This window comes from Bradyrhizobium sp. Ghvi, assembly GCF_900115265.1.
In the GTDB taxonomy this organism is placed as follows: domain Bacteria; phylum Pseudomonadota; class Alphaproteobacteria; order Rhizobiales; family Xanthobacteraceae; genus Bradyrhizobium.
Genome location: NZ_FOVU01000006.1, coordinates 97,804 through 109,870, shown reverse-complemented (window position 1 = coordinate 109,870; position 12,067 = coordinate 97,804). Strand labels below are relative to the sequence as shown.

At 64.1% G+C, this 12,067-nt stretch carries 11 protein-coding genes; 5 read left to right on the top strand and 6 right to left on the bottom strand.

Going from position 1 to position 12,067, the window contains the following annotated elements; all coding sequences use genetic code 11:
• Positions 1 to 50: 50 nt before the first annotated feature.
• Positions 51 to 1,007: a MurR/RpiR family transcriptional regulator gene (locus BM374_RS23440; RefSeq protein ID WP_092297276.1), complete on the bottom strand. Its 957-nt coding sequence runs from the start codon at positions 1,005 to 1,007 to the stop codon at positions 51 to 53.
• 239 nt (positions 1,008 to 1,246) lie between these two features.
• Between BM374_RS23440 and BM374_RS23435 the strand changes: the two genes are divergently transcribed.
• The 5 genes from BM374_RS23435 to BM374_RS23415 all read left to right on the top strand — a co-directional run bounded on the left by BM374_RS23435 (position 1,247) and on the right by BM374_RS23415 (position 6,610).
• Complete coding sequence (locus BM374_RS23435) at positions 1,247 to 2,788, top strand: ABC transporter substrate-binding protein (RefSeq protein ID WP_092298004.1); 1,542 nt, start codon at positions 1,247 to 1,249, stop codon at positions 2,786 to 2,788.
• Between the two features lie 80 nt (positions 2,789 to 2,868).
• The gene (locus BM374_RS23430) at positions 2,869 to 3,813 is read left to right on the top strand and encodes an ABC transporter permease (protein ID WP_092297273.1); all 945 of its coding nucleotides are present in this window, start codon (positions 2,869 to 2,871) and stop codon (positions 3,811 to 3,813) included.
• Complete coding sequence (locus tag BM374_RS23425) at positions 3,810 to 4,670, top strand: ABC transporter permease (RefSeq protein ID WP_092297270.1); 861 nt, start codon at positions 3,810 to 3,812, stop codon at positions 4,668 to 4,670. Before BM374_RS23430 ends, BM374_RS23425 begins: the two co-directional genes overlap by 4 nt.
• A 3-nt stretch (positions 4,671 to 4,673) precedes the next feature.
• Positions 4,674 to 5,648: an ABC transporter ATP-binding protein gene (locus BM374_RS23420; RefSeq protein WP_092297266.1), complete on the top strand. Its 975-nt coding sequence runs from the start codon at positions 4,674 to 4,676 to the stop codon at positions 5,646 to 5,648.
• The gene (locus BM374_RS23415) at positions 5,645 to 6,610 is read left to right on the top strand and encodes an ABC transporter ATP-binding protein (RefSeq protein WP_092297264.1); all 966 of its coding nucleotides are present in this window, start codon (positions 5,645 to 5,647) and stop codon (positions 6,608 to 6,610) included. The genes BM374_RS23420 and BM374_RS23415 overlap by 4 nt, the downstream gene beginning before the upstream one ends.
• Positions 6,611 to 6,637: 27 nt before the next feature.
• Here the strand turns inward: BM374_RS23415 and BM374_RS23410 are convergent, their stop codons facing one another.
• From BM374_RS23410 to BM374_RS23390, 5 genes are all read right to left on the bottom strand, one after another.
• Positions 6,638 to 7,813 (bottom strand): Gfo/Idh/MocA family protein, encoded by a 1,176-nt coding sequence (locus tag BM374_RS23410; protein ID WP_092297261.1) that lies wholly within the window; start codon positions 7,811 to 7,813, stop codon positions 6,638 to 6,640.
• 13 nt (positions 7,814 to 7,826) lie between these two features.
• Positions 7,827 to 8,882, bottom strand: coding sequence for a sugar phosphate isomerase/epimerase family protein (locus BM374_RS23405; RefSeq protein ID WP_092297258.1), 1,056 nt, complete (start codon positions 8,880 to 8,882; stop codon positions 7,827 to 7,829).
• Positions 8,883 to 9,015: 133 nt separating this feature from the next.
• A complete protein-coding gene (locus BM374_RS23400) occupies positions 9,016 to 10,176 on the bottom strand; it encodes a Gfo/Idh/MocA family protein (RefSeq protein WP_092297255.1) in 1,161 nt (386 codons plus the stop codon).
• A 13-nt stretch (positions 10,177 to 10,189) separates the two neighbouring features.
• Positions 10,190 to 10,951 (bottom strand): sugar phosphate isomerase/epimerase family protein, encoded by a 762-nt coding sequence (locus BM374_RS23395; RefSeq protein ID WP_092297252.1) that lies wholly within the window; start codon positions 10,949 to 10,951, stop codon positions 10,190 to 10,192.
• A gap of 26 nt (positions 10,952 to 10,977) precedes the next feature.
• Positions 10,978 to 12,063, bottom strand: coding sequence for an ABC transporter ATP-binding protein (locus BM374_RS23390; RefSeq protein WP_092297249.1), 1,086 nt, complete (start codon positions 12,061 to 12,063; stop codon positions 10,978 to 10,980).
• Positions 12,064 to 12,067 lie beyond the last annotated feature (4 nt).

The following is a 12,067-nucleotide window of genomic DNA, read 5'->3' as shown; positions in this document are numbered from 1 at the left end:
CGCCCATCTGAGCTCGGACGTCTCGATGGGGACGCCTTGCCGGCGACTGTTCAGTCGCCGAGCGGACCATTGGAGTTGCCATCCGAGCCCTTCAGCAACTCGTATTTGATCCGCCGCATGCGGGCCTGGGCTTCGAGCGGCTTGCAATAGGCGGTCGAGGCGGCGAGCAGATCGATGGCGGCAAGGATGGCATAGCGCGAAGCGGTCGGCTTGAGCGCATCGGGCGCCTCGGGCACGTACACGCCCAGCACGATATCGGCGATCGAAGCGAGCCGACTTTGCGGTTTGGTGATCGCGATGACGAGAGCGCCATATTGCCGAGCGGTACCGGCGGCCTCGATCACCTCGTTGGCTGTCCCGGTGGTCGAGATGGCGACGACGACATCGTCCCGGCCGAGCGTCGCGGCGATCATGCGCATCAACCTTGGATCGGAGGCGTGGGAAGCGGCGATGCCGAGGCGAAAGAGCCGGTTCTGAACCTCCGCCGCAGCGAGCGTCGAGCCGCCGCCCACGCCGAAGGCGGCAAGTTTCGAGCAGCGGGAAATAGCTTCGGCGGCCTTTTCGATATCCTCTTTCCCGAGCCCCTCTTCCGCAGCGGCAATGGCGCGGCGGATCTCCTGAAACACCGAGCGCCAGAGCGCTGGACGCGCCAAATCCGTCCCGACATGGGGAGGAGGCTCGACGTAGATCCGTCCAACGGCCATCGCTTGTGCCAGTTTGACCTTGAGGTCACGGACGCCGCGACAACCGATAGAGCGGCTGAAGCGCGTGACGGTGGGTTCGCTGACGCGCGCCCGACGAGCCAGTGCCGAATTACTGGCGTGAATGGCAAATTCGAGATCAGCCAGCAGCACCGTGGCGACGCGCTGCTCCGAGGGGCTGAGGGCCGCCGCGCTCTGCCGGATGACGGAGAGGATATCGCCTACGACGAAGCCGTCGCGGTTCGGCTGGGTCATTGCCGCAGCGCCAGCGGCTTTCACCGGGGGAATTCGCTTCGCACGCGACATTGCCAGCCTTCCCAGACCTCACTTCCAGCCTGCCCGGCGGGCTAAACCTTTGTAATAAACTTACAAGACTGGCTGGACCAAGCGTCAAACCGTTGGACAAGATATCGCGATTTTTCGCTTGAAATCTAGCGTATCTCGTATGTAATTTTCAAACAAACAACGACGTGCCTTCGGACATAATGGCCGGGGCCATCCCCGCCCTCCATGGCAGGGATCAAACGCGACGGGAGGGGATGTATATGAGAGGCGCTCTCAATGTCTTGGCGCGTGGCGCCATCGGAATGGCCGCCGCCCTGTTCCTGAACGCGCAGGTGAGCGCCGCTACCCTGCTTCGCGAAGCCACCATCGGAGAACCGCCGCCCCTCGATGTCATGCTGACGACGGCGGACGTCGCATCGGTCATCGGCCGCCACATCTTCGAAACGCTCTATGCGCTGGACTCGACCTACACGCCACGCCCGCTGCTGGCCGAGAGCGCGCGCGAAGACGATGGCGGCCGGACCATCGTGATCAAGCTCCGCGAGGGCGTTCTCTTCCACAATGGCAAGGAGATGACCGCCAAGGACGTGGTCGCCTCAATGACGCGCTGGGGCAACTACGGCGCGCGAGGCAAGCTCCTGATGGCCGCGGCGAGTTCGGTCGAGGCGACCGGAAAGTACGAGGTCACGCTGAAACTATCGGCGCCCAACGGCGCCTGGAAGACTCTCGTTGCGGACGTCAACGGCGGACTTGCGATCTATCCGGAAGAGATTGCGACCAATGCCGGCAACCGTCCGATCGAGCAGAAGGACTATATCGGCACCGGACCGTACAAATTCGTGGAGTGGCGGCCGAACCGATACGTCGAGGTCGAGAAGTTCGACGGCTACAAGCCGGTGAAGGACAAGGCGGATGGTTTCGCCGGCGCCCGCGTCGCCATGTTCGACAGGATCCGGTTCATCCCGGTGCCCGACGTCGGCACGCGCGTGAGCGGCGTCCAGGCCGGCGACTACGATTATGCGGAGATGATCTCCGGCGATCTTTACGAGTCGCTGAGCAAGGACGCGTCGGTCCAGGTGCAGCGAACCAATGCGCCGATCTTCGGCCTGTTCTTCATGAACTCGAAGCAGGGCATCCTGAAAGACAATTACAAGCTTCGCCGCGCCATCCAGACCGCGCTTGACAAGTCGCAGGCCCTGCGCGTCGCTTTCGGGTCCAAGGACCTATGGAACGCCGAGGGATCGATCTTTCCCAAGGGCACGCCTTGGTACTCGACCGCAGGCGTTGACAATTACAGCCCGCACGATCCGAAGAAGGCCAAGGAGCTCGCCAAGGAGGCGGACTACACGGGCGCTCCGATCCGCCTCCTGGTCTCGACCAACTACCAGGCGCATTATGACGAGGCCTCCGTCTTCACCCGCCAGCTGGCCGACGCCGGGATCAATGTTCAGATGATGGTCGTCGATTGGGCGACCCTCCTGAAGATGCGGGGCCAGCCCGAACAATGGGACATCTTCGTCACCCACCATTCGTTCTCGGCCGACCCGCTGCTGCTAACATTCCTCAATGCGAGCTATCCCGGCTGGTGGGACAGCGCGGAGATCAGCGCGCTTCGGACCGAGTTGATCAGCTCGACCGATGCGGCCGCGCGCAAAGCCACATGGGACAAGATCCAGGCGCTCATCTACGATCAGGTACCGGTCATGAAGGTGGGCGACGCCTACACCTATGACATTGCCTCGCCCAAGCTCAAGGGGCTCAATCCCAACGGCCCCGCCTTCTGGAACGTATCGACGAAATAGGAGGCGCGGGACGAAAGCCGCGAGGATGACGGGCGCCTGCAGCGGCGCGCATCATTGCCGTTGATCAGCCGCACAATCACATGTGGTCATTTGCACTCAAGCGCACGGGAACGACGGCGGTGACGCTCGTGGCGGCCTCCGTCATCATCTTCGCCTTCATCCATGTCGTGCCGGGCGATCCCATCTATGTTCTGCTCGGCGACACCGCGACGCCCGACCAGATCGATGCGCTGCGGCATCAGCTCGGCCTCGATCAACCGATCGTCCTGCAATATCTGAGTTGGGCAGGCCGCGTGCTCGCGGGCGATCTCGGACGATCGATCTTCTTCCAGGCCCCGGTGACGTCGGTGATCGCCGACGGCGCCGAAACCAGCATCCTGCTCGCCACCATGACGATGATCTGGGTCGCGGTGATCGGCGTGCCGGTCGGCGTGGTCGCGGCGGTCCGGCACGGCACGTGGCTTGACCAGGGACTATCAGGCGCGGCGATGCTGATGGCCTCGATCCCGACCTTTTGGGTCGGGCTCTACCTGATCCTGATCTTCGCCGCCTGGCTCGGCTGGTTTCCGAGCTCCGGTTATCCCTCGATTTTCGAGGGCGGCGTGGTCAACCTGCGCTACCTGGTCCTTCCTAGTCTGGCGCTTGCGGCGCCGAATGCCGCGCTGATCCTGCGGCTGACGCGCGCCAGCATGCTCGATGTCTCCCGCGAGGATTACGTGCGCACCGCCCGCGCCAAGGGAATACGGCCATGGCAGGTCGTGCGTCGGCACATCCTGCGCAACGCTCTGTTGGCGGTCGTCTCGGCGTTCGGCTTCACCTTCGCCGCGCTGCTCTCGGAAGCCGTGGTGACGGAAACCGTATTCGCGCTGCCGGGCATCGGCCGCCTGGTCGTTCAGTCGATCCTCCGTCGCGACTACCCGGTGATCCAGGGCGTCATCCTGGTCATCGTTGTCGCCTATCTCCTGATCAATTTGATCGTGGACCTCAGCTACCGTCTGCTCGATCCGAGGGTCGAACTGCAATGAGCCGCGACGTCGCAATCTTGTGGCTGAAGCCGTTCATCGCCCGCCCGATCGCTCTGGCTGGCCTTTGCATCCTTCTGGCGACGGTGCTTGCCGCTGTCTTCGCGCCGTGGCTGTCGCCGTTCGATCCCTATGCCATCGACCCGGTGACCCGCCTGACGCCCCCGAACACAATCCATTGGTTCGGGACCGACCAGTTCGGCCGAGACACGCTGTCGCGCGTCATCCACTCCGCGCGCATGGCGCTGCTGATCGGCTCGGGCGTGGTCGTCTTCGCCCTCGCAACGGGCGTGCCCGTCGGCGTATTGTCGGCCCTGTTTCCCCGTCTCGGTCATGTGCTGATGCGCATGGTCGACGTGCTGATGGCATTCCCGGCGCTGCTGCTTGCGCTCGGGCTGATCGTCATCTTGGGACCGAGTGTGGCCAATGCCATTCTCGCAATCGGCGTCGGCTATATGACGACGACCACGCGCATCGTCTACGGTCTCACGCTGCGCTTGCGTGCAGAAACCTATGTTGAGGCATCCCGCAGCATGGGTGCCGGGACGATATGGCTGATCAGCAAGCACATCCTGCCGAACCTGGTCTCACCGCTCCTCGTGCAGGCGAGCTTCGTCTTCGCCTTCGCGCAGCTAGGCGCGGCTTCACTCGACTTCCTCGGCCTCGGCGCGCCGCCGGAAATTCCGAGCTGGGGCAACATGCTGGCCGAATCCCGTACCTTCATCACGCGCGCTCCCTGGTTGCTGTTCTTCCCGGGTATGATGATCGTGGCCACGGCATTCTCTCTGAACCTGGTCGGCGACGCATTGCGCGATCGGCTCGATCCGCGGTTCCGTCAAGTCTTTGGCGAGAAGGGCTAGCTCGTGCTGTCTGTTCGCGATCTCACCGTATCATTGGGGCCGGAGACTGCACCGGTCGACATCGTCGCCGGCGTATCCTTTGACGTGGCGAAGGGCGAAATCCTCGGTCTTGTCGGCGAGTCCGGCTGCGGCAAGAGCATGACCTCGCTTGCGGTGATGGGATTGCTGCCGCAACCCGGTCCGCGGGTTCGTGCCGGACGGGTCGTGCTCGATGGCAGCGACGTGACGCAGCTACAGCCCTGGCAACGTGTCGAAGCGGGCCACGGTCGCATGGCCATGATCTTCCAGGAGCCGATGACCTCGCTCAACCCGGTTCGCCGGATCGGCGATCAGATTGCCGAAGCCGTGCGCGTGCACGACCAGGTTTCTGGTGCCCCGGCGCTCGCTCGGGCGCGCGAGCTGCTCGAGCTGGTGCGCATGCCAGATCCCGCAATGCAGCTGTCCGCCTATCCGCATCAACTGTCCGGCGGCCAACGCCAACGGGTCATGATCGCGATTGCCCTGGCCTGCCGGCCGCAGGTTCTCATCGCCGATGAGCCGACCACCGCGCTTGATGTCACCATACAGATCCAGATTCTCGGCCTGCTTCGCGAGCTCTGCGGCCGGCTCGACATGGCGATCTTGTTCATTACTCACGACATGGGCGTGATCGCGCAGCTCGCCGACCGCGTGGCCGTCATGTACGCCGGCCGGATCGTGGAAACCGCAGGAGTCGATGCGGTCTTCGGCAGCCCGCGGCATCACTACACGCGCGGATTGATGGACTGCATGCCGGTGCGAAACGCCGGCGCGCATCGCCTGCCGACCGTATCGGGCCAGCCGCCGGCGCCCGGCACGATAAGAGCCGGCTGCGTCTTTGCTCCGCGTTGCGCAGCTGCGCGCGAGGAGTGTCGCGCGACAGACCCGCCTCGCATCGCGGTCTCTCAAGGACACCAGGTGCTCTGCGCCTTCCCGTTGAACGGTGGAGGACCGGCATGAGCAGCGACGACATTCTCGCTGTTCGGGACCTGAAGGTCTCGTTCACCGCCAGGCGCGCGGGCCGAAAATACCGGGTCCAGGCCGTGGATGGTGTATCGCTGTCGCTGGCGGAAGGCGAGGTGCTCGGCATCGTCGGCGAGTCAGGGTGCGGCAAAACCACCCTGGGCCGGGCCATCGTCGGGCTGGTTCAACCCGATGGCGGCAACATCGCCTTCAAAGACGATGACGCGATTGCGGCCGGCGGCGCCGCGCTGCGTGCGATGCGTCTGAACGTCCGGATGGTCTTCCAGGATCCCTATGCATCGCTCAATCCGCGGCGCACGATCGGCGATTCCGTGGCTGAAGCCGGAGACATCAACGGCATCTTCAGGGACCGCACTGATCGGAGCGCCATGATCGCCTCGACCTTGACGGCTGTCGGCCTGGATCCTTCTTTCGCCACCCGCTATCCGTACGAGTTGAGTGGCGGGCAGCGTCAGCGGGCCGGGATTGCGCGAGCCATTCTCCCGACGCCATCGGTCGTCGTCGCCGACGAGCCGGTCTCGGCCCTGGACGTCTCTGTGCAGGCACAGGTCCTGAACCTGATGATGGATCTGCGCGAGCAGCTGCGCCTGTCGATGCTTTTCATCTCTCACGACCTTGGCGTGATCGGACAGATCAGCAGCCGCGTCGCGGTGATGTACATGGGACGCATCGTGGAGCGGGGCGCAACGCGAACTGTCCTGGACCATCCGCTGCATCCCTATACGCGTGCGCTTATCGCAGCAATTCCGAAGCCGGATCCATCCAAGCGGATCCTGGGCGCGATCGAAGCGAGTGAACCACCCAGCCTGTTCAAGCGGCCAGCCGGCTGCGCTTACGCCGCACGTTGTCCCCTGGCCAGCGACCGCTGCCTGGTCGACATTCCCCAGCTTCGCTCCGCCGGCGCGGACGATAGAGCACTGGCCTGCCACAACGTCTAGCCGGAGAGAGCGCCCAAGGCGTCGCCGTTACGTCATCCGAACCCAGGCACCTTTGCCTGCGGAGGACTTCACCGCGGCATCGATGAACTTCACGCCTGCCAGGCCATCCTCGACGGTCGGGAAGATGACGTCCGGATCCGGCTTTGCACCAGCCTGCGCCGCCCGAATGGCGCGCGCCGCTTCGGCATAGATCGTGGCGAAACCTTCGAGGTAACCTTCAGGATGCCCCGATGGGACGCGGGTGACTCGGCCCGCCTCGCCCATTGCGCCCGCCCCGCCGCGAGTCAGGAGCTGCTTGGGCCTGCCGTAGGGCGTGAACCAGAGATGGTTCGGATTCTCCTGCGCCCATTCGATGCCGCCTTTGCTGCCGTAGACGCGCAGCGTGAGCCCGTTCTCGTTGCCAACGGCAACCTGACTGGCCCACAGCATGCCCTTGGCGCCGCCCTTCCACTTCAGCAGAATTTGCACATCATCATCGAGGCGTCGCCCTTCGACGAACGTCGACAACTGGGCGAACAGTTCGTCGGGCTCGAGCCCGGTGACGAAGCAGGCAAGATTGTAGGCATGCGTGCCGATATCGCCGATGCAACCGCCGGCTCCTGACCGGGACGGATCCGTGCGCCACGCCGCCTGTTTCTGGCCGCTGGCCTCTAATCGCTCGGTCAACCAATCCTGCAGATACTCGGCCTTGACGAGACGGATCTCGCCGAGATCACCGTTCGCGACCATGGCGCGCGCCTGCCGAACCATGGGATAGCCGGTGTAATTGTGGGTTACGACGAAGATCCTGCCTGTCTTCCTGACCAACGCCACCAACTCCTCGGCCTCGGCAACGGTTGTCGTCAGCGGCTTGTCGCAGATGACGTGGATGCCGGCTTCAAGAAAGGCCTTTGCGACCGGGCTATGCATGTGGTTGGGCGTCACGATCGAGACCGCCTCGATGCCGTCCGCTCGCGCGGCTTCAGCCTTCGCCATCTCTTCGAAGGAACCATAGGCGCGATCATCGGCGATGCCGAGCTCCTTCGCCGAGACCTTGGCTCGCTTCGGATCCGACGCGAGCGCGCCGGCCACAAGCTCGAACTGGTCGTCGATGCGGGCGGCAATGCGGTGGACGGCGCCGATGAAGGCCCCCTGTCCGCCGCCAACCATACCGAGCCGGATACGACGATGGCCGCCAGTCTCAATGCTTGTTTCGATCGCCATGGTGCACCCTCCTTCAGGAGATGCCGAGCATCTTGCGGTTGGCTGTGTCGTCGGTACCGGAGCCCGCGAAATCGTCGAAGGCCTTCTCCGTAACCCGGATGATATGGCTTCTGATGAATTCGGCGCCCTCGCGCGCGCCTTGTTCGGGATGCTTCAGGGCGCACTCCCATTCGAGCACCGCCCAGCTGTCGTAGTCGTATTGGGTGAGCTTGGAGAAGATCGCGCCGAAATCGACCTGGCCATCGCCGAGCGAGCGGAAGCGGCCGGCACGGTCGACCCAGCTCTGGAAGCCGCCATAGACGCCTTGGCGGCCGGTCGGATTGAACTCGGCGTCCTTGACGTGAAATGCCTTGATGCGCTGGTGGTAGATGTCGATGTAGTCGAGATAGTCGAGCTGTTGCAGCACGAAGTGCGAGGGGTCGTAGAGCAGGTTCGCGCGCTGATGGTTGTTCACCCGATCGAGGAACATCTCGTAGGAGACACCGTCGTGAAGGTCCTCGCCTGGGTGGATCTCGTAAGCGAGATCGACACCATGTTCGTCGGCATAGTCGAGAATCGGGCGCCAGCGCCTGGCGAGCTCATCGAAGGCGGTCTCGATGAGGCCGGCGGGCCGCTGCGGCCACGGATAGACATAGGGCCAGGCAAGCGCGCCGGAGAAAGTCGCCTGCGCAGTGAGCCCGAGCCGCTTGGACGCCAGGATCGCGCGCTTGACCTGGTCGACCGCCCACTCCGTGCGGGCCTTGGCGTTGCCGCGCACGTCCGGCACGGCGAAGCCATCGAACGCCGCATCATAGGCCGGGTGAACGGCGACGAGCTGGCCCTGGAGATGGGTGGAGAGCTCGGTGATCGCAAGTCCGTGACGGGTCGCGATTCCCCTCACTTCATCCGCGTAGTCCTGCGACTCCGAGGCCTTCTTCAGGTCGAACAGCCGCGCGTCCCAACTCGGAATCTGAACTCCCTTGTAGCCGAGGGAGGCGGCCCATCCGCATATCGCGTCGAGCGAATTGAACGGCGCTGCGTCGGCCGCGAACTGAGCGAGGAATATCGCTGGCCCTTTGATCATCTTCATCGAATGCTTCCTCCTACCCCGGACCGCTCCCGCAGCACGCGCCCGCTGAGCTCGATATCCCAACAAAACTCACCGCCCCCTGCTGGTTCCAGGAGACCCAAACCGAGTAATCACATCTGAGCACGGTCCCGCCTCAGAACGTCTCCCCGGCCCACAATGCCATTGCATCGACGTCGGACAACGGCGCCGGTCGCTCGATGCGCGAGTGCACCGCGATCTCTCCGCCTTCGAGGCTGGCCTTGAGGATCGCATGCTTCACTTCCAGCGCGTGGCTCGCCAGCGCGCCGGAGGAGCGGTGTGGCGTGCCGCGCAGCACCGCACTTGCGAGTTCGGCGACGCCCAGGCACCGATAATTGGCCTGGTTCGGCATGTGATCGGCCCAGGCAGGCGAGCGCCAGTTCGGCTTGCCGAACGGCCGGTCGTCGGCCGCGACCGAGATCCAGTCGCCACCCTTCTCTGTGTACTGCACCGCGCCGCCGAAGAAATTGGGATCCGGCACGCGCAGCGAACCCTCGGTGCCGTAAAGCTCGATTGGCGGATGCCCGTGTTTCCAGACGTCCCAGCTCATCGTAAAGATGATGTCGGCGCCCGACTCGAAATGCAGCAGCGACATCACCGTTGTCGGCGTTTCAACCGCGATGGTCTTGTTGTTCATCGGCCCCTTCGAGGTGACGAGCCGCGTGGCAAAGCCCGCGCTCGCACGACCCTGCACAAGCGCAACAGGACCCAACAGATTGATGAGAGCCGCAAGGTAGTAGGGCCCCATGTCGAGGATCGGCCCGCCGCCCGGCTTGAAGAAGAAGGTTGGATCGGGGTGCCAGTGCTCCATGCCATGCGACATCAGAAAGCAGGTGCCATACAGCACTTTGCCGATCCGACCTGCATCCACGAGTTCGCGGGCCATCCGTCCGCCGCCGCCCAGGAAAGTATCCGGCGCGCAGCCGAGCTTCACGCCGCGCCGCGCCGCCTCCGCGACCAAGGTCGCGGCGTCGTTGGCCTCCACCGTGATCGGCTTCTCGCCGAACACGTGCTTGCCGGCGTCAAACGCCGCCCGGCTCACCCCGTAATGCGCGTTCGGTGTGGTGAGATTGACGACGATCTGGATGTCGGAGCGCGCCAGCAGCGCTTCGATCGACAGCGCCTCAATACCAAATTGCGCCGCCTGCGCTTGTGCAGCTTCCGGCCGCAGATCAGCGCAGGCGACTAACTCGAGATCGCGAAATTTCGGCATGTTCTGCATGTAGATCGTCGAGATGTTGCCGCATCCGACGATACCGACTCCGAGCTTGCTCATGCTCCGCTCCCCGTCACGTCCACGACGATACCGTCTCACGCGCCCGGCGCGCGAAGCGGGCGACGTCGTTCGGCTTGTCGTGCTCAGCGACGAACAGGGAGACCCTAGCCTCCTCCATCGCCGCGCGCAGCGCCGTCCAGTCCATGATGCCGTGTCCGGGATCGGCCCATCCGTCCTCGTCGGCGCACTGCCCCGATGGCGCAAGATCCTTGATGTGACACGCGACCAGACGCTGCGCATGCTTCTTGATCTCGGCGACCGGATCCCCGCCACCACGCACGATCCAGGCGAGATCGGCCTCCCAGACGAGGTCGGGAGCCTCCTCGAATAGGCATTCGAGATAGGTCTTGCCGCTCTCGGTGCGGCCATATTCCCAATGATGGTTGTGCCAGCCGAACCTCAGTCCCTCTCCGGTCACCGACTTGCCGATCTCGGCAAGTTCACGGCCGATGCCGCGCCATTCCGTTTCTCCGCCCTCGCGCTCGCCCAAGGGTGGGGCCGGCGCAAAGATGATTTCGATGCCGAGTCCCTTGCACATCCTCACTGTGCCAACTGCATTCTCGCGGAGCGTGTCGAGGCCGACATGGGCGCTCGGCGCGGTCATCCCGTGGACATCGAGAAGCCTCTTCAGCGTCTCGGGATCGTTGAACAACGCGCCCCAGGGCTCGACCATCGTGTAGCCAAGATCGGACAGCAGCGCGAATTGCGCATCGAGTGGCGTGATGGAGCGGGCTGAATAGAGCTGGATGGAGAATCGATCGATCGGCTTGGTCATGTCTGGCTTTCGGCTGGATGGAATAGCTAGAGGCGCTGTCCGCTCGTCTCATCGAACAGCGACAGCGCGTCGGCAGGGAAGCGGACGGTGAGCGTGTCCCCCACGCGCACGTGCGCATCGGCGTCGTGGCGGAATGAGAAGGCTGTGCCGTCGGCAAGGCGGCACCAGATCAACGTGTCGGCGCCCATCGGCTCGACCATCTCGACGCGGGCCGACACTGAAGACGGATCGTCGGACGCGGTCAACTCGATATGCTCTGGCCGGATGCCGAGGACGGCCGGCGCGTCGGCCGGCTGGCCGCAGAAGGCGTAGCCGTTCAGGCTGAGCCGGCTTTTACCGGCAATGAATTCGACCCCGCTGTCGCGCGTGATCCGGCCGGGAATGAAGTTCATCGCGGGTGAGCCGACGAAAGAAGCGACAAAGCGGTTGACGGGTTCGCGATAGATCTTCTTCGGCGTATCGAGCTGCTGGATCACGCCACCCTGCATCACCGCGATGCGGTCCGCGAGTGTCAGCGCCTCGATCTGATCGTGCGTGACGTAGATCATCGTGGCCCCGAGTCGTGCATGCAGACGCTTGATCTCAACCCTGAGTTCGGCGCGCAGCTGAGCGTCCAGATTGGAGAGCGGCTCGTCGAACAAATAGACGCCGGCATGCCGCACCAGCGCCCGTCCGATCGCGACGCGCTGACGCTGCCCGCCGGACAGCTCGCTGGGACGGCGGTCGAGAAGACCCGTAAGCCGCAGCATTTGCGCGGCCTCTCCGACGCGGCGCTCGATCTCGTCCCGCGGCGTGCCTGCGACCGTCAGCCCAAACGACATGTTGCGGCGCACGCTCATGCGCGGATAGAGCGCGTAGCTCTGGAACACCATTGCGATGCCGCGATCCTTCGGTTCTGCCCCGGTGACATCGCGGCCGCCGATATGGATCTCGCCGCCCTTGACATCGATCAATCCTGCGATCGCATTGAGTAATGTCGATTTGCCGCAGCCGGAGGGCCCGAGCAGCACCAGAAACTCGGACTTGGCGATGTGGAGATTGAGATTCTCCAGCACCTTGAGGCCGCCAAAGCCGATCTGCAGGCTCCTGATATCGACGTCGGATTTCTGCATGGCG

What these genes read in the sequence shown, in the direction of transcription:
- BM374_RS23410 (WP_092297261.1), bottom strand. Translation starts at nt 7,813, where the DNA reads ATGGCGATCGAAACAAGCATTGAGACTGGCGGCCATCGTCGTATCCGG.
- BM374_RS23395 (WP_092297252.1), bottom strand. Translation starts at nt 10,951, where the DNA reads ATGACCAAGCCGATCGATCGATTCTCCATCCAGCTCTATTCAGCCCGC.
- BM374_RS23390 (WP_092297249.1), bottom strand. Translation starts at nt 12,063, where the DNA reads ATGCAGAAATCCGACGTCGATATCAGGAGCCTGCAGATCGGCTTTGGC.
- BM374_RS23435 (WP_092298004.1), top strand. Translation starts at nt 1,247, where the DNA reads ATGAGAGGCGCTCTCAATGTCTTGGCGCGTGGCGCCATCGGAATGGCC.
- BM374_RS23400 (WP_092297255.1), bottom strand. Translation starts at nt 10,176, where the DNA reads ATGAGCAAGCTCGGAGTCGGTATCGTCGGATGCGGCAACATCTCGACG.
- BM374_RS23430 (WP_092297273.1), top strand. Translation starts at nt 2,869, where the DNA reads ATGTGGTCATTTGCACTCAAGCGCACGGGAACGACGGCGGTGACGCTC.
- BM374_RS23405 (WP_092297258.1), bottom strand. Translation starts at nt 8,882, where the DNA reads ATGAAGATGATCAAAGGGCCAGCGATATTCCTCGCTCAGTTCGCGGCC.
- BM374_RS23440 (WP_092297276.1), bottom strand. Translation starts at nt 1,007, where the DNA reads ATGTCGCGTGCGAAGCGAATTCCCCCGGTGAAAGCCGCTGGCGCTGCG.
- BM374_RS23415 (WP_092297264.1), top strand. Translation starts at nt 5,645, where the DNA reads ATGAGCAGCGACGACATTCTCGCTGTTCGGGACCTGAAGGTCTCGTTC.
- BM374_RS23425 (WP_092297270.1), top strand. Translation starts at nt 3,810, where the DNA reads ATGAGCCGCGACGTCGCAATCTTGTGGCTGAAGCCGTTCATCGCCCGC.